The organism is Enterococcus sp. UD-01 (assembly GCF_044909655.1).
GTDB lineage: Bacteria > Bacillota > Bacilli > Lactobacillales > Enterococcaceae > Enterococcus_L.
On the sequence record NZ_JBIYEU010000022.1, the window covers coordinates 24,822 to 49,256 of the forward strand.

General features: G+C 41.0%; 27 protein-coding genes, 1 pseudogene and 1 riboswitch. Of the genes and pseudogenes, 25 read left to right on the forward strand and 3 right to left on the reverse strand.

From position 1 onward, the window contains the following. The first annotated feature begins 31 nt into the window (after positions 1 to 31). The 3 genes from ABH902_RS14405 to ABH902_RS14415 all read left to right on the forward strand — a co-directional run bounded on the left by ABH902_RS14405 (position 32) and on the right by ABH902_RS14415 (position 1,581). Positions 32 to 487: a hypothetical protein gene (locus ABH902_RS14405; protein ID WP_404591879.1), complete on the forward strand. Its 456-nt coding sequence runs from the start codon at positions 32 to 34 to the stop codon at positions 485 to 487. A 63-nt stretch (positions 488 to 550) separates the two neighbouring features. Further along, positions 551 to 1,192, forward strand: a complete 642-nt coding sequence (locus tag ABH902_RS14410; RefSeq protein ID WP_404591881.1) for a hypothetical protein — start codon at positions 551 to 553, stop codon at positions 1,190 to 1,192. Positions 1,193 to 1,230: 38 nt separating this feature from the next. Further along, the gene (locus ABH902_RS14415) at positions 1,231 to 1,581 is read left to right on the forward strand and encodes a hypothetical protein (RefSeq protein ID WP_404591882.1); all 351 of its coding nucleotides are present in this window, start codon (positions 1,231 to 1,233) and stop codon (positions 1,579 to 1,581) included. Between the two features lie 69 nt (positions 1,582 to 1,650). Here ABH902_RS14415 and ABH902_RS14420 read toward each other — a convergent pair whose 3' ends face one another. Next, complete coding sequence (locus ABH902_RS14420; RefSeq protein WP_404591884.1) at positions 1,651 to 2,247, reverse strand: aromatic acid exporter family protein; 597 nt, start codon at positions 2,245 to 2,247, stop codon at positions 1,651 to 1,653. A 119-nt stretch (positions 2,248 to 2,366) separates the two neighbouring features. Here ABH902_RS14420 and ABH902_RS14425 point away from each other — a divergent pair, with 119 nt between their 5' ends. Then, positions 2,367 to 3,326, forward strand: a complete 960-nt coding sequence (locus ABH902_RS14425) for an aromatic acid exporter family protein (protein WP_404591886.1) — start codon at positions 2,367 to 2,369, stop codon at positions 3,324 to 3,326. A 70-nt stretch (positions 3,327 to 3,396) separates the two neighbouring features. Here ABH902_RS14425 and ABH902_RS14430 read toward each other — a convergent pair whose 3' ends face one another. Next, positions 3,397 to 4,356, reverse strand: a complete 960-nt coding sequence (locus tag ABH902_RS14430) for a Gfo/Idh/MocA family protein (protein WP_404591888.1) — start codon at positions 4,354 to 4,356, stop codon at positions 3,397 to 3,399. Between the two features lie 213 nt (positions 4,357 to 4,569). On the opposite strand from ABH902_RS14430, the gene ABH902_RS14435 reads away from it, so the two are divergent. From ABH902_RS14435 to purB, 11 genes and pseudogenes are all read left to right on the forward strand, one after another. Beyond that, positions 4,570 to 5,085, forward strand: a complete 516-nt coding sequence (locus ABH902_RS14435) for a hypothetical protein (protein WP_404591890.1) — start codon at positions 4,570 to 4,572, stop codon at positions 5,083 to 5,085. Positions 5,086 to 5,104: 19 nt separating this feature from the next. Then, positions 5,105 to 5,311, forward strand: a complete 207-nt coding sequence (locus tag ABH902_RS14440; protein WP_404591892.1) for a hypothetical protein — start codon at positions 5,105 to 5,107, stop codon at positions 5,309 to 5,311. An 89-nt stretch (positions 5,312 to 5,400) separates the two neighbouring features. Next, a complete protein-coding gene (locus tag ABH902_RS14445) occupies positions 5,401 to 6,021 on the forward strand; it encodes a glycoside hydrolase family 73 protein (RefSeq protein WP_404591894.1) in 621 nt (206 codons plus the stop codon). A gap of 21 nt (positions 6,022 to 6,042) precedes the next feature. Then, positions 6,043 to 6,723 carry a hydrolase gene (locus ABH902_RS14450; RefSeq protein ID WP_404591896.1) on the forward strand — a complete coding sequence of 227 codons (681 nt, stop codon included), beginning with the start codon at positions 6,043 to 6,045 and terminating at the stop codon, positions 6,721 to 6,723. 352 nt (positions 6,724 to 7,075) lie between these two features. Next, positions 7,076 to 7,411, forward strand: a pseudogene (locus ABH902_RS14455) (C40 family peptidase); the annotation flags it as partial. After that, entirely contained in the window at positions 7,409 to 7,903 is a 495-nt protein-coding gene (locus ABH902_RS14460; protein WP_404591927.1) for a hypothetical protein, read from the forward strand. The pseudogene ABH902_RS14455 and the gene ABH902_RS14460, both read left to right, overlap by 3 nt. 79 nt (positions 7,904 to 7,982) lie before the next feature. Continuing rightward, positions 7,983 to 8,080: riboswitch (purine riboswitch) on the forward strand. 75 nt (positions 8,081 to 8,155) lie between these two features. Beyond that, positions 8,156 to 8,737, forward strand: a complete 582-nt coding sequence (locus ABH902_RS14465; protein WP_404591897.1) for a xanthine phosphoribosyltransferase — start codon at positions 8,156 to 8,158, stop codon at positions 8,735 to 8,737. A 2-nt stretch (positions 8,738 to 8,739) separates the two neighbouring features. Continuing rightward, on the forward strand, positions 8,740 to 10,053 hold the full coding sequence (locus tag ABH902_RS14470; RefSeq protein WP_404591899.1) for a nucleobase:cation symporter-2 family protein: 1,314 nt from the start codon (positions 8,740 to 8,742) through the stop codon (positions 10,051 to 10,053). Between the two features lie 178 nt (positions 10,054 to 10,231). After that, on the forward strand, positions 10,232 to 10,720 hold the full coding sequence (gene purE / locus ABH902_RS14475; RefSeq protein ID WP_404591901.1) for a 5-(carboxyamino)imidazole ribonucleotide mutase: 489 nt from the start codon (positions 10,232 to 10,234) through the stop codon (positions 10,718 to 10,720). After that, positions 10,704 to 11,834 carry a 5-(carboxyamino)imidazole ribonucleotide synthase gene (purK, locus tag ABH902_RS14480; RefSeq protein WP_404591903.1) on the forward strand — a complete coding sequence of 377 codons (1,131 nt, stop codon included), beginning with the start codon at positions 10,704 to 10,706 and terminating at the stop codon, positions 11,832 to 11,834. Before purE ends, purK begins: the two co-directional genes overlap by 17 nt. A 13-nt stretch (positions 11,835 to 11,847) precedes the next feature. Beyond that, entirely contained in the window at positions 11,848 to 13,146 is a 1,299-nt protein-coding gene (gene purB, locus ABH902_RS14485; protein WP_404591905.1) for an adenylosuccinate lyase, read from the forward strand. A 76-nt stretch (positions 13,147 to 13,222) separates the two neighbouring features. Here the strand turns inward: purB and ABH902_RS14490 are convergent, their stop codons facing one another. Next, the gene (locus tag ABH902_RS14490) at positions 13,223 to 13,609 is read right to left on the reverse strand and encodes a hypothetical protein (RefSeq protein WP_404591906.1); all 387 of its coding nucleotides are present in this window, start codon (positions 13,607 to 13,609) and stop codon (positions 13,223 to 13,225) included. 307 nt (positions 13,610 to 13,916) lie between these two features. On the opposite strand from ABH902_RS14490, the gene purC reads away from it, so the two are divergent. The 10 genes from purC (at position 13,917) to ABH902_RS14540 (ending at position 24,391) form a co-directional block, all read left to right on the forward strand. Beyond that, positions 13,917 to 14,633: a phosphoribosylaminoimidazolesuccinocarboxamide synthase gene (gene purC / locus ABH902_RS14495; protein WP_404591908.1), complete on the forward strand. Its 717-nt coding sequence runs from the start codon at positions 13,917 to 13,919 to the stop codon at positions 14,631 to 14,633. Positions 14,634 to 14,652: 19 nt separating this feature from the next. After that, a complete protein-coding gene (gene purS, locus ABH902_RS14500) occupies positions 14,653 to 14,901 on the forward strand; it encodes a phosphoribosylformylglycinamidine synthase subunit PurS (protein ID WP_404591910.1) in 249 nt (82 codons plus the stop codon). Between the two features lies 1 nt (position 14,902). Beyond that, the gene (purQ, locus tag ABH902_RS14505) at positions 14,903 to 15,586 is read left to right on the forward strand and encodes a phosphoribosylformylglycinamidine synthase subunit PurQ (protein ID WP_404591912.1); all 684 of its coding nucleotides are present in this window, start codon (positions 14,903 to 14,905) and stop codon (positions 15,584 to 15,586) included. Further along, positions 15,583 to 17,805 carry a phosphoribosylformylglycinamidine synthase subunit PurL gene (gene purL, locus ABH902_RS14510; RefSeq protein WP_404591913.1) on the forward strand — a complete coding sequence of 741 codons (2,223 nt, stop codon included), beginning with the start codon at positions 15,583 to 15,585 and terminating at the stop codon, positions 17,803 to 17,805. Before purQ ends, purL begins: the two co-directional genes overlap by 4 nt. Next, positions 17,790 to 19,229 (forward strand): amidophosphoribosyltransferase, encoded by a 1,440-nt coding sequence (gene purF, locus ABH902_RS14515; protein ID WP_404591915.1) that lies wholly within the window; start codon positions 17,790 to 17,792, stop codon positions 19,227 to 19,229. Before purL ends, purF begins: the two co-directional genes overlap by 16 nt. A gap of 36 nt (positions 19,230 to 19,265) precedes the next feature. Continuing rightward, the gene (gene purM / locus ABH902_RS14520) at positions 19,266 to 20,306 is read left to right on the forward strand and encodes a phosphoribosylformylglycinamidine cyclo-ligase (RefSeq protein WP_404591917.1); all 1,041 of its coding nucleotides are present in this window, start codon (positions 19,266 to 19,268) and stop codon (positions 20,304 to 20,306) included. A gap of 2 nt (positions 20,307 to 20,308) precedes the next feature. Then, positions 20,309 to 20,914, forward strand: a complete 606-nt coding sequence (gene purN, locus ABH902_RS14525) for a phosphoribosylglycinamide formyltransferase (RefSeq protein WP_404591919.1) — start codon at positions 20,309 to 20,311, stop codon at positions 20,912 to 20,914. After that, positions 20,889 to 22,430 (forward strand): bifunctional phosphoribosylaminoimidazolecarboxamide formyltransferase/IMP cyclohydrolase, encoded by a 1,542-nt coding sequence (purH, locus tag ABH902_RS14530; RefSeq protein ID WP_404591921.1) that lies wholly within the window; start codon positions 20,889 to 20,891, stop codon positions 22,428 to 22,430. Before purN ends, purH begins: the two co-directional genes overlap by 26 nt. A gap of 12 nt (positions 22,431 to 22,442) precedes the next feature. Next, positions 22,443 to 23,708 carry a phosphoribosylamine--glycine ligase gene (gene purD, locus ABH902_RS14535; RefSeq protein ID WP_404591923.1) on the forward strand — a complete coding sequence of 422 codons (1,266 nt, stop codon included), beginning with the start codon at positions 22,443 to 22,445 and terminating at the stop codon, positions 23,706 to 23,708. Between the two features lie 146 nt (positions 23,709 to 23,854). Continuing rightward, complete coding sequence (locus ABH902_RS14540; protein ID WP_404591925.1) at positions 23,855 to 24,391, forward strand: type II toxin-antitoxin system Phd/YefM family antitoxin; 537 nt, start codon at positions 23,855 to 23,857, stop codon at positions 24,389 to 24,391. Positions 24,392 to 24,435: the final 44 nt, after the last annotated feature.

The following is a 24,435-nucleotide window of genomic DNA, read 5'->3' on the forward strand; positions in this document are numbered from 1 at the left end:
GCTGTGGCTCAGTCTATTAGTTCTTTTACTGATGCTCGGCGGAGGCTATTACTATTTTATTCATCAAAAAGAAGCTGTTCGCGTGGTAGCAGGTGATTATCTGCCTGAAGTCAAGGAAGCACAAAAAATGACGGACAAGGAAATTAAAAAAGCCGAACAAAAGGCTGTGGATGCCAGCAAATTTAATATGGTCATCAAACCAGAAGCCGTTTTTGAAACCGGGGATCAGGCAGGAACCCTTTATATTCAGAACCCGGAGCATAATGCTTATCCGATCAATGTAGTGATTACGATAGATAAAACTGGAGAAGAAGTATACTCTTCTGGAGCGCTGGAGCCGGGCTACGAAATAAAAACGGCGGTTTTAGGACAAAAGCTAGCAAAAGGTGATTATCCAGCTACAGCTACTTTCAGTATTTATGATCCCAAGACAAAACAAAAACGGGGGCAGGTCCAAGCCAGTATTACGATTAAGGTTTTAAATTAAGGAATTAACAGAACTTTAAACTGTTAATATAAATAAAAAACATAGGATAAAAGGAGCATAATTATGAAATTAACGAAAACTTTCATTGCAACAGCAATGATTTCAGGAATTGGTGTCGCCGGCTTAGCTTCAGTGGCTAGTGCTCAAACATATGACGGAGTTAATACAGGAGAAATCCAAGTAAACGGTACAATCGGCAAGGTCGATAATACCAATCCGGATGCTGAGCTTCCAGAAGGGTCGGATGACTGGATCAATGTGACTGTGGATACAGCTACTGCTTTTCACACGACAACAGCTTCCGCTCATACCCAAATTGAATCAGCTAAATATACTATTCAAAATAATTCAGGTCGCGGTGTTGCGGTCTACTTATCTTCTTTAACAGGAACACCCAATCACGTAACGCAGTTAACAATTAATCCGGAGGCAGCTTCGGCCGCTTTAAGTACTACACCGACTGCAGTGAACTTAGTCGATCAAAACGCGATCACAACAATGCCGGCAACTGCTTGGCTACTTTTAGCCAATAACGAAGGCCGTTTAAATTTAAGTAGTGATGCCCAAAACGCTTATGGAAATGCAGCGAAATTTTACTATACCGGAACTGTTTCAGAGGCTCCAACAACGGCAACAGCCGAAAATTATACGTTAACATTGCGATTCGCTTCTATTCAAGCGGATGGTACAACAATCGGTAAATAATTGATTTAACACATAGAAGCAAAACTGAGGGGTAGAAAATGAAAAAAAGTCGCAACTTAATACTAACGCTTTTATTCATATGCTTGATTTTTCCGTTAAATGAAGGGCAGTTGCTTAGCGCAAAGGCTGCATCACTTGAAATCAATGGAAGAATTGGCGGTAGGACTGAAGAAACGGAAACAGAAAAAACAGAGGAAGCTACATCCACCTACTCTTCAGATAAGCTTGCTTCACCAAATGAAAAAATAATCATTTTGGACCGCTTACCTAAAGCCGGTGAACATAGTGGGAAACGATTAAGCGCTGTTGGATTTGGTTTCCTACTGACAGTTGTTTTAATAAGAAGAAAACATAGAAAGTTAAGCAAAAAGTCAGGATCAGCATCCTGACTTTTTCTATTGTCTAGGTACACAACTTCATAATAGAAAGCCGAATAGTGTATAATAAAACGAGTCAGCTTATTTTTCTGAATCATTTTCTTTGATTTTGGCTTGAACGCGGGCTTTCAATGCCTCAAGCTCCTGTTCTTTTTTCTCTAGCTCCGCTAAGTCCTCATCGATTTCATGCTTTTCTTCAACTGGTTTTGGTTGGAAAAAAAAGTTTAAACCGATACCGACAAACGTTCCGATAAAAGTATCTGCCACTCGTGACAATGCATATAATAAGGATTCGCCCTGCGGAATGCTCAACGCGATTAACAATAGTGTAGCAATGGCCGAAATAATGCCGGAATTATTGTTAATACCATCAGAAACCACGATCAATACAATAATTAGAAAAGGCAGAAATAGTAATTCCACTAAAAAATCATTAGAAAAGAAATCTTTTACTAGAAAATAAATGATCGCTAGAAAGCCACCTAAAGAGTTCCCTAGAATTCTTGACTTTCCAAAGGAAAGACTAGTAGTTAAATCCTGTCGTAAAGAAAAAACGGCTGCTAAGGCAGCAATACTTGAAGCGCTGCGATCCATTAGTCGAAATAAAAGTATACATATCATTACAGCTAGTGCGGTTTTTAACGTACGCATGCCTAAACGGAAACGTCCGAATTCCATAAGTGATCTCTCCTGTTGGTGATAAATAATAGTTTTCTATTTAATGATAACCGAAATAGAGGTAAAATTACTAGTGTTAAAATTTATTTATCAAAGAAGAATTTGGAAGAAGGTGTCAAATGAAAATTGGTTTAAGAACAATAAAAACAGCGGTCAGCGCAACGCTGTCAATGGCCTTTGCTGGAAGCTTAGGTTTATTATTTCCAGCTTCTGCGGGGATTATTTCGGTTTTGAGTGTGACGAATACGAAGAAAACATCTCTTATGACAGGAATTTATCGCTTGTTTTCCTTAGCGCTGGCTACTTTGATTGCCTATGGATGTTTTTCATTGCTGGGTTTTACTTCGCTTGCTTTTGGCCTTTATTTACTATTATTTATTCCCAGCGCTGTTTATTTTCGTTTGTCGGATGGGATTGTGGTCAGCTCAGTTTTGGTGACTCAATATTTGATCGAAAAGGATTTGTCCTGGTCAATCATCGCGAATGAGTTTTTACTTATGACGATTGGGGTCGGCTTTGCGCTACTCTTGAATTTATATATGCCGGATGTTGAAAAAAGCCTAAAAGAGGATCAGGTGGTCATTGAAACGATGTTCCGGAAAATATTAACTAATATGGCCGCTTATCTAAACCAACACGGCAAAGAAAGAAATTTATTCGAGTCATGTGATGATTTAAAAGGTTATATTCAAGAAGGGGAAAACTGGGCAAAAAATCATGCAGAAAATCAACTGCTGTCATCTGATAATTACTATTTAGAATATTTTATTATGCGTAAAATGCAGAGCAACAGTCTAAAGGATATGCTGAAAATTTTAGAAAAAATCACTGTCGAAGCAGAGCAGGTTGAAAATATCCAGCGTTTATTAGAATTTACTGCCGAAACCTTTGCCGAAAATAATGACGGACAAGCAATTCTAGATAAAGTTGCAGAAGTTTACGAAGAATATCGCCAAAAGGCTTTGCCGAAAACCCGTGAAGAATTTGAAAATCGCGCTCAGCTCTTTCAGTTGCTGCAGATTTTCCAATCTTTCATTGAAATTAAAGCAGAATTTACAAAGCACCAAAAAGTCAGATAACCTTAAAACAGTCAGCCTGCAAGTGTTCTTTATTCATCAAAGACTTGCTTACAACGCTGACTGTTTTTAGCTATTTATTGTTATTCCAGGCTTGTTGCATTTGATCCAAAATATCGATAACATCCTTCGTTAAAAAGAGCGAGCGATTGGGTGCATCTCCTTCAATAACAGCCAGCATATTGCTTACTTCATAATTGAGCGCTTGAGCAGTATCTCCGGAAATGACTGTTTCAACTGTGCCATCATTAAAGAAAATTTTAGCTTCAGCCGCTCTAGGGTAATCATTAATCACAATATAGGCATTTTCAAAAGCGACAACGCCTTGTTTGGGCATTTTGGCCTGAAAGCTTAGGGAAACGGCTGCCATTTCCTGCTTAGCATTTTGCAGAATAGTGATGGATTGCTCATCAACGCCGGTGGAAAAAGGCTTCATTGTTGAAGCTACAACAGTTGGCTGAGCGGTTAAAAACCAGCGGGCAAAGGAAACGGCATACGTACCTATATCTAAAAGAGCCCCGCCGGCTAAATCTGGATTGAAGAAACGATTGGTTGGATCTGGCTCTTTATAGCTGCCGAATGGTGCTTGGATCATTTTTAAAGAGCCAAAGCGGTCTGAATTAATTTGACTAGCTAATTCATGATACAAAGGCATATTAAAAATAGTCATCGCTTCGGCTAAGATCAATTGCTTTTGTTCAGCCAGTTTGATGGCTTCTTGCAGTTCGGCACTATTCATTGTGATTGCTTTTTCACATAGTACATGTTTGCCGGCTGATAGGGCTTTTAATATATGAGCAATATGCTGCTTGTTAGGAACGGCAATATAAATAATAGCAATTGTTTCATCGGCAAGCAACTCGTCAAAAGAGCCGTAAGCTTTTTCGATTGAATATTTTTCGGCAAAGGCCTCCGCTTTGGTTAAGCTTCTCGAAGCGACGGCGGCAATACGACTGTTGGGTTGATCAAAGCTTTCCGCAAAGTCAGCGGCAATCTCACCGAGTCCGATAATTCCCCAGTTGTAATGTGTCATGAAGTAATTCCTCCTTAGATGATTGAATATGAAACTATCCATTTTTATTATACACGAGATTGCCAAAAGTTGACTGAATTAAACTATCCCGCTATAAAAAGAGTAATCAACATAAGAAATCAATCATAGTTTGTTAAAAATATAAAAATTTGCAACTTAAACAGATGCAATTTTTTACTATTTTCAGTAAAATAGATAAAAGGGGGCGAAATCATGCACCAAATGTATATTGATATTATTATTGATGCAATTATAGAACAATTCGAAACCGAAGAACGCTTTTATTCCGAGTATTTGCAGTTAACAAAAGAAAACTGGGAAAACTGGAAAAGTGGCAGAATTAATTTAACCGGTGAAGAAATGCAAAAAATTAAAAATCTGTTTACAGATTATGAATGGATGTTGACACAAAAGATTTTACGCCAAACCATTTTATTCCCGGAAAAAAGAAATATTGCTGTGTCAGAATATAAACGTTTAAAAACCGTTATCGCTAAAAAATGGTTACAGACGGGTGTGGGCATTGCAGAGTTGATTCCGGAAAAAAACAAGGAAGTTAAACAAACTTTTATTGATTTGAAAGTCACAGCAGCATATGGCGAATGGGGCTTTGATGATATTGTTACATTCCGATTGCCAGCCACGCTACAAGGCCAATTAGAAGGATCAAAGGTTGAATTACTTGATTGGGTAAATGAAAATCTAATGGGGACTTACGTTGGTGAATAAGTAAGTAAGGAGTTTTTTTGTGAAACAAATTTTAGGAATTTTGTCTGTAATTATTGTTTTTGGTGCGGTTATCTTCGTCATTTTTGGTAACCCGCTGGCAAATAATAAGACAAAACCATCAACCGAAACGACAGAAACAGTAACAACGAATACTCAATCTACGTCTACAACAACGAATAAACCAACACAAACATCACAAACTACGATTACGTCAGCTGTTGATTGATGGTTTGAGAAAAAAATGCTATGATCAAACAGCTCTTGTCGCTTGCTGAAACCAGTTTAGAGACGAATACTAAATAAAGTAGGGAATGTATGAATAGTCAAAGGTATCAGAAAAGAAGAAAGAAAAAGAATAATTTACCTGTCTTGTTTGCGGGATTATTAATTGCGGGCTTAGCCTTCGTTTTGACAATTAATTTGTTGTCAGATTCACCAAATACGGAAGAACAAAAAAAAGACAATGCACAGGTTTCCAAGGAAGAGTTTATCGATCGCATTAGTCCGCACGCTCAGGAGCTGCAGTCTTCTTATGGTGTTTTACCGAGCATCATTATTGGTCAGGCTATTTTGGAATCCAACTGGGGACAAAGTACATTAGCGTCCAAATACAATAATCTCTTTGGCATTAAAGCTTATGGAGACCAGAAAAAAGTGAATCTTGAAACGAAGGAATATATCAATGAAGAATGGATTGTTATTCAAGGTGATTTTCGTGTCTATGATACTTGGGAAGAATCCATGAATGACCATACCCGTCTTTTTGTGAACGGCGTTACTTGGAACCCGCGTTTGTATGAACGTGTTCTTTTAGCTAAAAATTATAAAGAAGCAGCTCAGGCCTTACAAGATGCCGGCTATGCAACAGATCCTACATATGCAGAAAAAGTGATCCACGTTATTGAAAGTTATCATCTTGATAAATATGATTATTAGTTTTGAAGGGAAGTGTACAGCATGGAAGAAAAATGGGTTCCGGAAATTGTGACGCCATTGAAGCAGGACATTGTTCGTGTGCCGAAAATTATTTCTCAAGCCAGCGGTATTCGCATTTTTGGTAAACGGATTAAATCAATTATTTTTACAACAGATATCGCTATTATTCGCAACACAGACGCCAATGCCGTCATCGCTGTTTATCCGTTCACTCCGCATCCGGCTATTACAAAAAGCATTATCGAGGCAGCGGATATTCCTGTATTTTCTGGAGTCGGTGGTGGTTTAACCCAAGGTCAGCGCTGTGCATATATGAGTTTATTTGCCGAAGCTCAAGGCTCGATTGGTGTTGTCTTAAATGGTCCTACGCCCGTTGAAACCGTTGAAATGGTTTGTGAGGTAGTCGATATTCCGGTTGTCAGTACCGTTACTTCAATTCATACGCCTATTGATGAAAAACTAAAGGCTGGTGTAACCGTGATTAACATTAGTGCTGGCAAAGATACAGCTAAAACGGTCCGCCATTTTCGAGAACGTTATCCTAAATTGCCGATCATTGCAACCGGCGGACCAACTGACGAGTCGATTCAGGAAACAATTGCTGCCGGTGCCAATGCCATTACTTATACGCCGCCGAGCAACGGTGAATTATTTAGTCATAAAATGGACAAATATCGAAATTTAGAAAAAAAGAACGATTAACAGTTTCTTTATAAGTAAGATGTTTAGTATAATAAAAAGATAACCGTCAATTTTTTTTGATATTATTGAAAAAAATAATAAGTGATGACGAAAAAAATAAGGAGTTAGTTAAATGAAAAAACAATGTTTTGTCTTGGGGGGAGTTTTACTTCTAGGAGTTCTTGGATTTGCACAAAATGTCCATGCAACAGGGGAAATGAATGAAGAGGAGCAACGCGCTGCGCTAGAGGCTGGTTATAATACGCAGCAAATTCAACAAATTGAAGAAATGCCTGATTTTTCTTTGGAGAATATTCCGGAGGAAAGTACCGCTAGAAGTTTTGAAGCTTATTCAGCCTCACAAAAAACACAAATTGTTACTGAGGCAAAAAAACACTTAGGCAAACCTTATCTTTGGGGCGGTAAAGGTCCGAATGCATTTGACTGTTCCGGCTTGACGCGTTATGTTTATTTGCAGGTAACCGGTAAAAACATTGGCGACTATACTGTGCCGCAAGAAAAGGCTGGCGAACAAATTGCTGTTTCAAAAGCTGAACCAAGTGATTTATATTTTTGGGGAACTAAAGGCAATACTTACCACGTGGCGATTGCCCTTGGGAATAATCAATACATTCATGCCCCTAATACAAATGAAGTGGTTAAAATTAATTCAACTTCTTATTTTAAGCCAGATTTTGCAGTGCGGGTGATTAAAAGTAGTACATCTACGCCAGCACCTGTCAGCACGAACTTAATCAATTATCGTACCCACATCCAAAATATTGGTTGGACTAGTTATGTTAAAGCCGGTCAATCCAGCGGAACGGTAGGCAAATCGAAGCGCCTTGAAGGCATCAACATAAAACTAGATGCTGCCGCTGAAGGTGGCATTCAATATAAGACCCACATTCAAGATTATGGTTGGCAAGGCTGGAAATCAAATAATCAATTAAGCGGTACGACCGGAAAATCGAAACGATTAGAAGCGATTCAAATCAAATTAACGGGAAATGCTGCTAAAAAATACGATGTTCAGTATCGGGTTCATTCTCAAACCTATGGCTGGCAGGCGTGGACCAAAAATGGGAACTCCGCAGGTACCCAAGGCTTAGCAAAACGTTTGGAGGCAATTCAAATCAAAGTAGTTCCTAAAAATACACCGCTGCCAGGTGGAGGTAAAGCGGCCTTTATAAAAAAATAATCTATAGAATTGATTAGAGAGTTTGAAAATTTCAATGAGAATCACTATTTTCATTGAAATTTTCATTATTTTATACTATGGTATATAAATACAAGAAGCTTATATATGGTCATAATAAGGATGACCGTTTCTACCCAACACCGTAAATGTTGGTCTATAAGTGAAAAAGAGTCTCGGACCCTTTTTTGCTTTTGCAAAAAAGGGCTTTTTGTTTTCAAATGAATGAAAGAAAAATGGCGAAGGAGTAGAAGAATGGAAGAATTAGTTAAACGAATTAAAGCAGACGGACGTGTTTTGGGTGAAGGCGTGTTAAAAGTAGACAGCTTTGTGACTCATCAGGTCGATCCTAACTTAATGGAAGCAATCGGAAATCGTTTTGCAGAAATTTTTGCCAATGCTGGAATTACAAAAGTAGTAACGATCGAAGCTTCAGGAATTGCGCCTGCTCTTTTTGCAGCTAAAAAATTGGGTGTACCAATGATTTTTGCCCGCAAAGCGAAAAGTTTAACAATGGACGAAGAGCTATTAACAGCTTCCGTTTATTCATTTACAAAACAAGTAACCAGCCAAATTTCCATTTCAAGAAAATTTTTAACGAGTGAAGACAAAGTGTTGATCATTGATGACTTTTTAGCGAATGGACAAGCAGCCAAGGGCTTGGTGGAATTATGCCAACAAGCTGGAGCAGAGGTTGATGGTATTGGAATCGTGATTGAAAAATCTTTCCAAGACGGTCGAGAATTATTAGAAAAAATGAACCTGCGTGTGGTCTCATTGGCCCGTATTGCTTCTTTAAAAAATGGTGAAGTTGAATTTTTTGAGGGGGATGCATAATTTTGGGAAGCGGCAAAAGTCAAAAGGATCAGAATGTTCATTCGGAACAAGGAAATGGCAAGTCAGCGATTTTAGGGCTGCAGCATTTATTAGCCATGTATGCAGGGGCTGTGGCAGTTCCGCTGTTAATAGGAACCGGGTTAAATTTTAATTCGGAACAAATGACTTATTTAATTTCAATTGATATTTTTATGTGCGGTATTGCCACGTTATTACAGTTGACGGTTAATCGCTTTTTTGGGATTGGCTTGCCGGTTGTTTTAGGCTGTGCCATTCAAGCGGTGGCGCCGTTGATTATGATCGGCAGTGATAAAGGAGTGGGAGCGATTTACGGCTCAATCATTGCTTCCGGCATTTTTGTCGTATTGGTTTCAGGAATTTTCTCGAAAATTAAGAAGCTTTTTCCACCGTTAGTTACAGGAACAGTGATTACTGTAATTGGCTTGACGCTGATTCCTGTGGCTGTTGAAAAAATGGGTGGTGGTTCAGCTGCTGCGCCAAGTTTTGGAGATCCGGAAAATTTACTTTTAGCGTTTGTCACGATTCTTTTGATTATTGTTGTACAAACATGGGGACGCGGGTTTATCAAATCGATTGCAGTATTGATCGGTCTAGTTGGCGGGACTGTTTTAGCAGCTATTTTAGGTCATGTAGATTTGGCTCCAGTGGGGGAAGCAACTTGGTTTCATTTTCCTCAGCCTTTTTACTTTGGTACGCCGACCTTTGATGTTTCTTCGATTTTATTGATGATCATTATTTCAATTGTTAGTATGGTGGAATCTACCGGGGTATATTTTGCGTTGGGTGATATTACAGGAAAACATGTCGGTGAGGAAGAATTGAAAAAGGGTTATCGGGCGGAAGGTCTGGCTGTCATTTTGGGCGGTTTGTTTAATACTTTCCCTTACACTGGTTTTTCTCAAAATGTAGGTTTGGTTCAACTGTCAGGAATTAAGACACGGCGCCCGATTTATTATTCCGCCATTTTCTTAATTATTTTAGGCTTATTGCCAAAGGTTGGTGCAGTTGCACAAATTATTCCGGAAGCTGTTTTAGGTGGAGGAATGTTAGTAATGTTTGGGATGGTTGCGGTTCAAGGGATGCGGATGCTTTCAAAAGTAGACTATACAAACGACAAAAATCTTTTGGTAATTGCTATTTCCATTGGCTTTGGCTTGGGCTTTAATATGCTGCCAACGTTATTCCAGCAAATGCCTGCTACGGTTAGTATGTTTACGGGCAATGGAATTGTTATGAGCAGTTTAACAGCGATTATTTTAAACTTACTTTTTAACGGTATCAAAAAGGAACAATAGCAGCAGGTTCTTGTCTGTGGCTAAGCGATGATTGAAAGGTCGTCACTTAGTCACTTTTCTTCTTTTTTGTTAAATAACGAACATTAACATTAAAAAAAATAATAATATTCGATTTTTCTTTGACAGTCGCCTGGTCCGTTGCTAAAATGAAGAAAATGAGGTATGAAAGGGGAAGTTTATGTCTGTCTTGGTTTCAGTTATTATGGGAAGTACTTCCGATTGGCCAACAATGAAGCATGCGTGTGATATCCTAGACGAATTTGCTATTAACTATGAAAAAAAAGTTGTTTCTGCTCACCGTACGCCTGATTATATGTTTGATTTTGCAGCTCAAGCGAGAGAGCGTGGGATTAAGGTCATTATCGCCGGAGCCGGCGGTGCGGCACATTTACCAGGGATGGTTGCCGCTAAAACGACGCTGCCGGTCATTGGAGTACCTGTACAGTCAAAAGCGTTAAATGGGCTGGATTCACTTTTGTCGATCGTACAAATGCCGGGCGGTGTTCCGGTAGCGACCACAGCGATTGGAAAAGCTGGGGCAATTAACGCAGGACTGCTTGCAGTTCAGATGCTTTCAATGTATGATGTAGAGTTAGCAGGAAAATTAGACAATCGTCGTAAATTTCTTGAAGAAACTGTGATGGAAAGTAGTGATGAACTTGAATAATCCTTTATTGCCGGGGCAAACGATCGGTATAATTGGCGGAGGTCAATTGGGTAGAATGATGGCTCTTAGTGCTCGGGAGATGGGGTTTCGTGTAGGAGTTTTAGACCCAACGGCGGATTGTCCGGCAGCTCAAGTGGCAGATTGGCACTTAATGGCTGATTATGACGATTTAGACGCATTGAAAGAATTAGCGCAGCGAGCGCAAGTGTTAACTTATGAATTTGAAAATGTCGATGTAGGCGCATTGCTGCAAGTGGAAGAGCTGGTCAATATTCCTCAGGGAACGGATCTCTTAGCGATAACACAGGATCGTTTACTGGAAAAATCTTTTTTAGAAGAAAATAATATTGTGATTGCACCTTATGCAACGATTGTTAGCCCGACTGATATTCAGGATGCAATTGATGGTATCGGCTATCCTTGTGTCTTAAAAACAACTCGGGGCGGTTACGACGGCAAGGGTCAATTCGTTTTGTACAGCTCTTCTGACTTAGTCCCTGCAATGGATTTGCTGCGCAAAGGTACTTGTGTTTTGGAAGCGTGGATCCCTTACGAAAAAGAAATTTCTGTACTGGTCAGTGGAAACGGCTGTGGAGCATATACTGTTTTTCCAGTGGTTGAAAATCTTCATCGCAATAATATTTTACATGAAACCATTGCACCGGCTAGAATTGAGACGGAAGTGATGGAGGAAGCACAACGGATAGCCCGTGTCATTGCAGAAAAAGTTGCTTTGGCGGGGACCTTGGCAGTCGAAATGTTTCTGACAAGTAATGGCGGAATCTATGTGAATGAACTTGCCCCTAGACCGCATAATTCTGGTCATTATACGATTGAGGCCTGTTCTATGAGCCAGTTTGATGCACACATTCGTGGCATTTGCGGCTGGCCTTTGCCGGAAGTGAACCTGTTATCAAGTGCTGTAATGGTCAATATTTTAGGGAATGAATTGAAGGAAACGTTGGAGCTGATTCCTGAAAAGGCGGACTGGCATTTTCATTATTATGGAAAAGCAGAAGCAAAACCTGAGCGTAAAATGGGTCATATTACGATCTTGAGCGAAGATGTGTTTGAAACACTTGAAGAAATTTATCAAACGAATATTTGGGATTAAAGGAGCAAAACAGATGATTGATCGTTATACACGCCCTGAAATGGGCGCAATTTGGACAGATGAGAACCGCTACCAAGCTTGGCTGGAAGTAGAAATTTTAGCTGATGAAGCCTGGGCTGAATTAGGCGAAATACCAGCAGAGGATGTCAAAAAAATTCGGGCGCAGGCTTCTTTTGATGTTGATCGAATTTTAGCGATTGAGGCTGAAACGAGACATGATGTGGTCGCTTTTACCCGGGCAGTTTCTGAAACGTTGGGCGAAGAACGGAAGTGGGTTCATTACGGCTTGACGAGTACGGATGTTGTAGATACTGCGTACGGCTATTTATTGAAACAAGCGAACGATATTTTACGTCGAGATTTACGTGCATTTACAGAGATTATCGGTGAAAAAGCCAAGGAACATAAATATACGGTCATGATGGGAAGAACCCATGGCGTTCATGCAGAACCGACCACTTTTGGCTTGAAATTAGCATTATGGTATTCTGAAATGAAACGTAATCTTGAACGCTTTGAGCATGCAGCTAAAGGAGTGGAAGCTGGTAAAATCAGTGGGGCTGTCGGAACCTTCGCAAATATTCCGCCATTTGTAGAGGCTTATGTATGTGAGCATTTAGGTATTCGGGCGCAAGAGATCTCGACGCAAGTATTGCCGCGGGATTTACATGCGGAATATCTGTCGGCGATGGCGTTGATTGCGACAAGCATTGAAAAATTTGCTACGGAAATCCGTGGGCTGCAAAAATCTGAAACTAGAGAAGTAGAAGAATTCTTCGCAAAAGGCCAAAAAGGTTCGTCAGCTATGCCGCACAAGCGTAATCCGATTGGCTCTGAAAATATGACTGGTTTAGCTCGCGTAATTCGTGGACATATGATCACCGCGTATGAAAATGTTACTTTGTGGCATGAACGTGATATTTCACATTCATCGGCTGAACGAATTATTATCCCTGATACAACTATTTTGTTAAACTATATGCTGAACCGCTTTGCTACAATCGTCAAAAATCTGACGGTCTTTCCTGAAAATATGAAACGTAATATGGATGCTACGTATGGCTTAATCTATAGTCAACGGGTCTTGCTGAAATTAATCGATCATGGCATGACGAGAGAAGAGGCTTATGATTTGGTACAACCAAAGACAGCCTATGCTTGGGATCATCAGACCGCCTTCAGACCTTTATTGGAAGCGGACGAAAAAATTACTTCTGTTTTATCAGAAGCAGAATTGGACGACGCATTCGATTATCACTATCATTTGAAAAATGTCGATCAAATTTTTGAGCGTGTCGGCTTGGGAGAATAGTTTTTCTAAGGAGCTTAAAAAACAAAAAAATCTTATTTCGATGAGCATCGGAATAAGATTTTTTTTGTTTTTTAACTTAAATAGTGATTCCACGTAACGTATGTAATGGCTTAGCTGTCGGTGCTTTTAACATGGACAGTAATGCTTCGACTAAAACATAACTGCATTCTGTTGTATTAAAATAAACTTGGAGACAATAATTATTTTTAAAGAAATGTTGTTCGTGTATTTGATGGATAATCAATTCATTATTATGATTGTTCATGTAACGGATTGTTCGCTTTCTTCTTTCGGAATGGCGCCGTGCCACTCTCTTTAAATTTTTAAAGGTATAATAAGTGCTGTACTGATTCAATTTGTGGACATCTTCCAAAGCGAGCAGATCATTGTATAATCTGGTTTTTTCTTCAGGTGTCAATCCTGCTAGAAAATCTTCTGCTAAACTATCATAATCGCCGATCATCTTTGTGTTCCCTCCCAAAAAAGTATCACTTTACCTTATAAAGAAAAAATGAAATCTTCTGATCTTCTACGTTATTCAGCATATCATTTTTCTAGTTATTTGTAAATGCTTACAAGTATTTAAGTTTTTTATAAGAAATAATCAATTAAAAAGTTAAAAAGAAAATACGAACGATAATGAGAATATTTGATTAAATTGTTAATGAAATGTTGACCTGTGATTAATGGCTTGTTAAAATGTAAACAAATAAAAAGCGAATAATATAATGGTTAGTATTCGTGAATATATGGAATAGGATGTGGATTGAGTGGTTGTGAAGCAGGAATTATTATATCAAGGAAAAGCTAAAAAGCTATTTAAAACAGAAGATCCAGCTACATTATTAGTAGAATACCTTGATCAGGCAACAGCGTTGAATGGCGCTCGTAAAGACGAAATAGCTGGTAAGGCAGCGTTGAACAATCAAATAACAGCCCTAATTTTCGAACGTTTAAATGAAAAAGGTATTAATAGCCACTTTATCAAAAAAATGTCTAAAAACGAACAATTAGTAGAAAGGTTGAAAATTTTTCCGTTGGAAGTTGTCGTCCGCAATTATTCTGCGGGAAGCTTCGCCAAGCGCTTAGGGTTTGACGAGGGGGTGCCGCTGGCATTCCCAGTTCTTGAATTTTATTTTAAAGACGATCACTTGGATGATCCCTTCATCAATGAAGACCATATAAAAATTTTAAAGCTGGCTGACGAAAAGGAAGTAGCGGAAATTAAAAAGCAGGCAAATGCGATTAATCAAGCGTTGATTGAGCTGTTTAAGGAAATTGGTATTCGGTTAATCGATTTTAAAATTGAATTGGGCAAGCGAGCCGACGGTACGATTTTATTGGCGGATGAGATTACGCCGGATACTTGTCGTTTATGGGATGAACAAACCAATGAGCATTTAGATAAAGATGTGTATCGAAGAAATTTAGGTGAATTGGTACCTGTGTATCAAGAAGTGCTTGAACGCTTAACTAAAAAAAATTAATTAAAAAGGAGAAAAACACATGTATCTGGTAAAAGTTTATGTCACGTATAAGGACTCAGTTTTAGATCCACAGGGAGAAGCGGTAAAAGGAGCGGTTCATCGTTTAGGATATGCGGAAATCAGTGAAATTCGCATCGGCAAATATTTTGAAATTAAAGTGGCGCAGCCCACGCAGCCGATTGAAACAGTCGTTGAAGAAATCTGTGATAAATTATTGGCAAATGTCAATATGGAAACGTACCGCTACGAGATTACGGAGGAAGCCTAATATGAAATTTGCAGTCATCGTTTTTCCCGGCTCCAATTGTGATCTTGACATGCTATGGGCGGTAAAAGAAATTCTGGGTGCTGAAGCTGAATACGTGCCGCACACGGCTAGAAGCTTGGACGGCTTTGATGGTGTCTTAATTCCGGGTGGTTTTTCGTATGGCGATTATTTACGCTGTGGCGCTATTGCCCGTTTCTCTGAAATTATTCAAGAGGTTATTCGGTTCGCGGAAGAAGGCAAGCCGGTTTTTGGTACCTGCAATGGCTTTCAAATTTTGACCGAAGCCGGACTTTTACCAGGTGCTTTGCTGCGAAATGATTCGCTGCACTTTGTCTGTAAAACCACCACGCTTAACGTCGTCAATAATCAAACCATGTTTACTACAGCCTACGAAAAGGACGAACAGATTCGGATTCCTGTCGCACACGGCGAAGGAAGATATTACTGTGATGAAGCCACACTTAAAAGCTTGCAAGAGAACAACCAAATTGTTTTCACCTATGCACAAGAAAATCCCAACGGCAGCGTGGAAAATATTGCCGGCATTATCAATGAAAAAGGAAATGTTTTGGGCATGATGCCGCATCCGGAACGCGCGGTTGAGGAGCTGTTAGGGTCAGCAGACGGCTTGCGCTTTTTTAAATCTATTGTTGAAAATTATCGAAAGGCTGGTGTACAAGTATGATGAAAATAACAGAACCGACAGCTCAGGAAATTAAAGAGCAGCGTATTTATGCTGAATGGGGCTTGACGGACGCTGAATATCAGCTAATTGAAAAAGACATTTTAAAACGTATGCCTAATTACACTGAAACTGGTCTATTTTCGGTAATGTGGAGCGAACATTGCTCTTACAAAAATTCAAAGCCGGTTTTGAAGAAATTTCCAACGAGTGGACCCAACGTGCTGCAAGGTCCCGGAGAAGGAGCTGGGATTGTTGATATTGGTGATGGTCAAGCCGTGGTTTTTAAAGCCGAAAGTCATAATCACCCTTCTGCGGTGGAGCCTTATGAAGGTGCTGCTACAGGCGTCGGCGGTATTATAAGAGATATTTTCAGCATGGGAGCTAGACCCATTGCTTTGTTGGATTCCCTGCGTTTTGGGGAATTAGATAATGAACGGACGAAGTATTTACTGGAAGAGGTTGTTGCAGGAATCAGTGGTTACGGCAATTGTATCGGGATTCCCACAGTTGGCGGCGAGGTCGCTTTTGATGCCTGCTACGAAGGAAATCCCTTAGTCAATGCGATGTGTGTTGGCTTAATTGACCACAAAGACATTCAAAAAGGTCAAGCCAAAGGAGTAGGCAATACGATTATGTACGTCGGCGCGAAAACAGGACGCGACGGCATACATGGTGCTACTTTTGCTTCAGAAGAGTTTGTCGAAGGAGAAGAACAACAACGCTCAGCTGTGCAGGTCGGCGATCCCTTCATGGAAAAATTATTGTTGGAGGCTTGTCTGGAATTAATTTTGGAGCATGCGGATCTTTTAGTCGGAATTCAAGATATGGGGGCAGCAGGGTTGGTTTCTTCCAGTGCCGAAATGGCTTCGAAAGCTGGTTCTGGTTTAGTCTTAGATTTGGATGATGTCCCGCAGCGAGAAACAGGTATGACGCCTTATGAAATGATGCTGTCTGAATCGCAGGAACGAATGCTGATTTGTGTTAAGCAAGGACGAGAAGCGCAAGTGACAGAATTATTCAAAAAATATGAGCTGGATGCTGTAACGATCGGCAAAGTAACCGACGATGGTCAATATCGCTTATACCACAAAGGTGTAGAGGTTGCGAATATTCCGGTTGATGCACTGGCAGAGGAAGCGCCGGTTTACCATAAAGAAATGAAAGAACCGGCTAGAATCCAAGCCTTTGCTGAAAAAGCAGACTTTGTTCCAGAGATCAAGGATGGAACAGAAACCTTACTGCAGCTTTTACAGCAGCCGACAATCGCTTCAAAGCAGATGATTTATCAAACCTATGACTCGCAAGTACGGACAAATACTGTTGTTCAGCCCGGCAGTGATGCGGCTGTTTTGCGTGTCCGAGGAACTAATAAAGCATTAGCCATGACGACGGATTGTAACGCTCGTTACCTTTATTTAAACCCGGAAATTGGTGGACAAATTGCAGTAGCAGAAGCGGCGCGTAATATCGTGGCTTCCGGTGGCCAGCCATTAGCGATTACCGACTGCTTAAACTACGGCTCGCCGGACAAACCAGAAGGCTTTTGGGAGCTTTCAACCTCAGCTGACGGAATTGCGAAAGCCTGCGAAGTGTTGGCAACGCCAGTCATTTCGGGCAATGTCTCTTTATACAATGAAACGAACGGACAAGCAATTTATCCTACGCCAATGATCGGGATGGTGGGTCTGATTCAATCCTTGAATGATATTACGACACAGGATTTCAAAGCAGCCGGTGATTTTATTTATGTAGTTGGAAAAACAAATCCCGATTTTAATGGCAGTGAGCTGCAAAAAATGCATTTAGGTAAAATCGAAGGCAAGCTGATGGCGTTTGACTTGGCGACTGAAAAAAAACATCAGGATTTAGTGCTACAGGCCATTCAAGCTGGTTTAGTGCAAAGTGCGCATGACTGTTCCGAAGGGGGCTTGGGCATTGCGTTGGCAGAAGCAGCTTTCAACCAAGAACTTGGTATCGATGTTGCGGTAACAATGCCGGTTAGCTGGCTGTTTGCTGAAACGCAATCACGTTTTGTTCTTTCAGTTTCGCCAGAAAAGCAACAGGAATTCGAAGCGATCATGCAGGATACGGCGCAATTCGTCGGTAAAGTAACAGACAATCGCCGTCTGCTCATCCAAGCGGCAGATCAGCAAATTGATGTAGCGACGCAAACGGCTCGAAAATTATGGGAGGATGCGATTCCATGCCTTATGAAGTAAAAAGCTTAAATGAAGAATGCGGCATTTTCGGTATTTGGGGTCATTCGGACGCAGCGCAAATCACTTATTTCGGGCTGCATAGCCTGCAGCATCGTGGTCAGGAAGGTGCCGGGATTGTTGCCAATGATGGTGGCAAGTTAAACGGCTATCGTGGCTTGGGCTTGCTTTCTGAAGTGTTCAAAGATGATCGTTTACTTCTTTCACTACAGGGTAGCGCAGCAATTGGTCACGTTCGGTACGCAACCTGCGGTAACGGCAGCGTAGATAACATACAACCGTTTCTCTTTAATTTCTCCAATAATTCCTATGCGTTAGCCCATAATGGTAATCTGACCAATGCCAAAAGTCTGCGCAAAGAATTAGAACAAGGCGGAGCTATTTTTCATTCAAATTCTGACACAGAAATTTTAATGCATCTGATTCGACGCAGTAAACAGCCGACCTTTATTGAACAGCTGAAAGAAAGTCTGCGGGCAGTTAAAGGTGGCTTTGCCTATTTGTTGCTGACGGAAACCAGCATGATCGCCGCTTTGGATCCCAATGCCTTTCGACCGCTTGCTATTGGTCAAATGAAAACAGGTGCGTATGTCATCGCCAGCGAAACCTGTGCTTTGGAAGTAGTGGGTGCTACCTTTGTTCGCGATGTTGAACCCGGTGAAGTCATTATTATTGATGATAACGGCTACCATATTGAAAAATATACAGAAGATACGCAATACGCGATTTGTGCGATGGAATACATTTACTTTGCGCGGCCGGATTCTAATATTGCCGGTGTCAATGTGCATACCGCCCGTAAGAATATGGGCAAGCGTTTAGCTCAAGAAGCGCCTGTGGCAGCAGATATGGTTGTCGGGGTGCCGAATTCCTCTTTATCTGCTGCCAGTGGTTATGCAGAAGCCAGCGGGATTCCTTATGAAATGGGCTTAGTGAAAAGTCAATATATTGCGCGAACCTTTATTCAGCCAACGCAGGAATTAAGAGAACAAGGTGTTCGCATGAAGCTTTCGGCCGTTAGAGGTGTCGTCGAAGGCAAACGAATTATCATGGTGGATGATTCCATTGTACGAGGGACGACCAGTCGGCGCATTGTTCAGCTGTTAAAAGAAGCCGGAGCAAAAGAAGTCCATGTCCGCATTGCTTCACCGCCATTAAGGTTTCCTTGCTTTTACGGCATCGATATTCAAACAAGAAAAGAACTGATTGCAGCAAATCATTCCGTCGCTGAAATTGAACAGCTGATTACTGCCGATTCGCTAAGCTTTTTAAGTGAGCAGGGGCTGATTGATGCGATTGGTTTAAACTTTGATGCACCTTATTCAGGGCTATGTATGGCGTATTTCAACGGCGATTATCCAACGCCGCTTTATGACTATGCAGAACAATATCAAGCATCATTACGGGAAAAAATTAGCTTTGCCTAAAAGAAGACAGCTTAACTAAAAGCAGGAGGAAATTCGATGGAAAATGCTTATGCAAAAGCGGGCGTAGACGTAACGGCCGGCTATGAAGTCGTGGCACGTATCAAAAAGCACGTAAAAAGAACAGAACGTCTGGGTGTAATGGGAGCACTCGGTGGATTTGGCGGTTGTTTTGATTTAAGTGAACTAAACGTAAAAGAACCTGTTTTGGTTTCAGGAACAGATGGCGTAGGCACAAAGCTAATGGTCGCAATCAAAGAGAACAAGCATGACTCAATCGGGATTGATTGTGTGGCTATGTGCGTCAATGATATTGTTGCACAAGGCGCAGAACCACTGTATTTTTTAGATTATATTGCTACCGGAAAAAATAATCCGGAACAGCTGGAGCAGGTCGTTGCTGGTGTAGCGGAAGGCTGTGTGCAGGCGGAAATGGCGCTGGTTGGCGGCGAAACTGCCGAGATGCCAGGTATGTATGGCGCTGAAGATTACGATTTAGCCGGCTTTGCTGTAGGCGTGGCTGAAAAAAGTCAGCTGATTACAGGGGCAGACATTCAGGAAGGTGATCTTCTGATTGGATTGCCGTCAAGTGGTATTCACTCGAATGGCTATTCACTGGTACGCAAAATTTTCTATGAAACACACCAATTATCAGGTAGCGTGTGCTTACCTGAATTAAATGAAAAGCGCTTAGGTGAAGAGCTTTTAACACCAACGAAAATTTATGTAAAACAGGTATTGCCGTTGATAAAGCAGCAGCTGGTTAAGGGAATTGCGCATATTACAGGAGGCGGCTTCGTTGAAAATATTCCGCGTATGCTACCTGAAAACTTAGCTGCTGACATCACGTTAGGAAGCTGGCCAGTACTGCCGATTTTTACTGCACTTGAAAAATACGGCGGCATTCCTTCTATGGAAATGTATGAAATTTTCAATATGGGCATTGGTATGGTGCTAGCAGTGGCGCCGGAAAAAGCTGATAGTGTACGCACAATTTTAAGTGAAATGGACGAAGCTAGCTATATTATCGGTAAAGTCACCGCTAATACGGGACAATCACTTTATCTAAAAGAGGTGTAGCCATGAAATTAGCAGTATTTGCTTCGGGCTCAGGCAGTAACTTTCAAGCGATTGCTGAAGCGATTCAAAAGGGGCAGCTTGAGGCAGAAATCGGGTTGCTGTTTTGTGATAAAAAAACGGCGTATGTCCTGCAACGGGCTGCCGCCTTACAAATTCCAGCGGTGACTTTTTCGCCCAAAGATTTTCCTTCAAAGGTACAGTATGAGCAGGAGATTCTCCGACTATTGGAAGAAAATGAAATAGAATTGGTTGTTTTAGCTGGGTATATGCGGATTATCGGAGCAACCTTATTAGCCCGTTTTGCCAATCGAATGATCAATATTCATCCTTCCTTGTTGCCTGCATTTCCGGGTATTCATGGAATTCAGGACGCTTTTGAAGCGGGAGTGGCAGAAACCGGTGTGACGATTCATTATGTTGATGCGGGAGTGGATACGGGCCCGATTATTGCTCAGGAAAAAATCAACATTACTACGGAAGATACTCTTGCAACCTTGACAGAAAAAATCCATACTATAGAACATAGACTATATCCAACTGTATTACAAAAGCTGATTACAACGCAGAAGGAGCGAGCAATTGATGACGAAAAAAAGAGCCTTAATTAGCGTTTCCGATAAAGCAGGAATCGTTGATTTTGCTGCCGGATTAATAAAAGCCGGTATTGAAATTATTTCTACAGGCGGTACGAAAAAAGCTTTGGATCAAGCGGGCATCCCTACGATTTCCATTGAAGAGGTCACAGATTTTCCTGAAATGATGGATGGTCGAGTGAAAACACTACATCCTAAAATTCATGGCGGTTTATTAGGGCGCCGCGATTTAGACAGTCATTTAAAAGCGATGACTGAGCATGATATCCTTCCGATCGACTATGTCTGTGTGAATCTTTATCCATTCAAAGAAACGATTTTAAAACCTGCTGTTACAGAAGAAGAAGCGATTGAAAATATTGATATAGGCGGTCCTAGCATGCTGCGCAGTGCAGCGAAAAACTTTCAGTCGGTTACTGTGGTCGTTGACCCGAGTGATTATAGTAAGGTTTTAGCAGAGCTTGCCGAACAAGGAGCAACCAGCTTAACGACCAGAAAAAAATTAGCAGCTAAAGTTTTCCGACATACTGCGGCTTATGATGCATTGATTGCTAATTATTTAACAGAGCAGGCTGAAGAAAAGGAGCCTGAATTATTGACGCTGGCTTATGAATTGAAGCAGCCCTTAAGATACGGAGAAAATAGTCACCAAAAAGCAGCCTTTTATCAAGAGGCTTTACCAGTAGCTTTTTCTATTGCCAATGCTGTTCAGCTTCATGGCAAAGAGCTGTCCTATAATAATATTAAGGATGCGGATGCTGCCATTCGTATTTCTAGAGAGTTTGACCAACCGACTGTGGTAGCTGTTAAGCATATGAATCCTTGCGGCATTGGTACGGCTGATGCCATTGAAACAGCTTATCAGGCGGCGTATGAAGCAGATCCGGTATCGATTTTTGGGGGAATCATTGTCTTAAACCGTGAAGTGGACTTGCCATTAGCGGAAAAAATGCATCAGTTGTTTTTAGAAATGATTATCGCACCCGGGTTTACACCCGCAGCCTTTGATCGCTTAGCAACGAAAAAGAATCTGCGTTTAATGACATTAGACTTTTCTAAAAAGGATCAAGCAACCGCTGATGAAAAAGTATCTGTTTTAGGAGGACTATTGATTCAAAATCAAGATATTCTTTTAGAGGAGAACCAAAATTGGCAAGTGGTAACGAAACGTCAACCGACGAAAGAAGAGCTTAATGCGCTAACATTTGCCTGGAAAGCCGTGAAGCATGTGAAAAGTAATGCGATTGTTCTTGCCAATGAACATCAAACGGTAGGAATTGGTGCGGGTCAAATGAATCGTGTCGGTTCAGTAGAAATTGCTGTGCAGCAAGCCAAGGACAAGCTAAAGGGAGCTGTTTTAGCTAGTGATGCTTTTTTCCCGATGAGCGATAGTGTAGAGTATGCCGGTAAGCATGGTATTAAGGCGATTATTCAGCCCGGCGGCAGTATTAAGGATCAGGAGTCAATTGAAATGGCCGATAAATATGGCATTACGATGCTGTTTACCGATGTTAGACACTTTAGACATTAAAAGGAGAGAGTCATGGGATTAAAAATTTTAGTCATTGGCAGTGGTGGACGTGAACATGCAATTTGTAAAAAACTACTTGAAAGTCCGCGTGTGTCGACTGTATTTTGCGCGCCCGGCAATGCTGGAATGAAAAGAGATGGCATTCAATTAGTGCCGATTGCCGAAACAGAGCATCACGCGTTAATTGCTTTTGCTAAAGAGCAGACCATTGATTGGAGCTTTGTTGGACCAGAAGTGCCATTGTTAAACGGGATTGTAGATGACTTCGCGGCTGCCGGTCTGCTTATTTTCGGACCTAAAAAAGCCGCAGCTTTAATCGAAGGCTCAAAGGATTTTGCTAAAAAAATGATGGATCTTTATGACGTGCCGACCGCTGCCTACCAAACCTTTACTGATTTTGAGCAGGCACAAGTATACGTAAAAAAGCTCGGCGCACCTATTGTTATTAAGGCAGACGGACTTGCAGCCGGCAAAGGTGTGGTGGTGGCTGAAAACGAAGCAGAAGCAATTTCTGCATTGGACGAGATGCTGAACAACCATAAATTTGGCGCCAGCAGCGGCAAAGTCGTGGTCGAAGAATTCCTTGTAGGAGAAGAATTTTCTCTGATGGCCTTTGTTCGTAATCAGGAAGTGTATCCAATGGTCACGGCCCAAGATCACAAACGTGCCTTTGAACAGGATCGTGGCCCCAATACTGGCGGCATGGGTGCTTACGCGCCAGTACCGCAAATCGCGGATGAGCTAGTAGCAGAAGCAGTGGAAACGATTTTAAAGCCGATTGCTAAAGGTCTGGTGGAACAGGAGCGAGCTTTTTCAGGAATTTTATATGCTGGGTTGATTGCCACCGAAAGCGGTCCGAAAGTAATTGAGTTTAATGCCCGCTTTGGCGATCCGGAAACGCAAGTAGTGCTGCAGCGTTTGGAAAGTGATTTTGCTGAAGTGATCGATGCTTTAGTAACGAATCGTCAGCCGGAGATTCGCTGGAAAAAGTCAGGATTTCATTTAGGCACAGTCATTGCGGCTAACGGTTACCCCGAAGCCTATGAAAAGCAGATTCCGCTCCCTGATTTTTCCGCAGTAAAAGATGCTACTATTTACTTTGCTGGTGTAGAAGAACAGAAAGAGCAACTTGTTTCAGCTGGCGGACGTATTTATTTAGTGGAAGCAAGCGGCGAGACCTTACAGGAGGCGCAAGCCAAGGTTTATCGTACGTTGGACAATCTGGATACATCAGGCTGTTTTTATCGTAAGGATATTGGTTTTAAAGGAATGAAATAAGCAGTAAACGATAGTTAAACGTTTTATGGGTGAAATTGTTACCACCCAGCGTTTATTCTATCGTTTTTTTCTCTTTTTTAGTAAAAAACCACAGATAATCGGCTCGCAATCTATGCTATAATCTACTTGGAAAGGAGGGAAGTAAAATGAAAAATAAAACAAAACAAGGGTTGTCTTATTCCGTAACAGAAATGAAACAGTCGCCGATGACAATTTTCGAAAAAGCGCAGGAAAAGAATCAAGGCATCTACATTTACAATCGAAATACTGTTGCTGGTGTCATAGTGAGTGCAAAGCAATATGAAATGTTGGTTAATAAAAAGGTTAAAAAAACAAAAAAAGACCAAAAACTTTCCGGTTTAAAACAAATGGTACGCGAAACTATTGCGTTTGGCTCGCTCATTACGACCAAAAACCTGGATGATCAATTAGTCTCGCTCGGCTTTATCACAAAAAAGGTTGGTATCGATGATTACACCGAGATCATGACGGAACTAAATGAAACCGGCAAAGTTAAATATGATCTGCAAAAGAAAGAAGATCGCACGAAAATTTTTGCTGAAGTGATTGGAGAACAAAGTAACCAATCAAAATGGCCGGACAAATTAATTGTAAAAAAAGTATACATACGAGAGGTCGGGACAAACACCCATGAGGGCCATAGCCCTCACCAAACAGAATGAAAATAAAGTGTATAAAGTGATCGACCTACAAGCTATTACCTGGC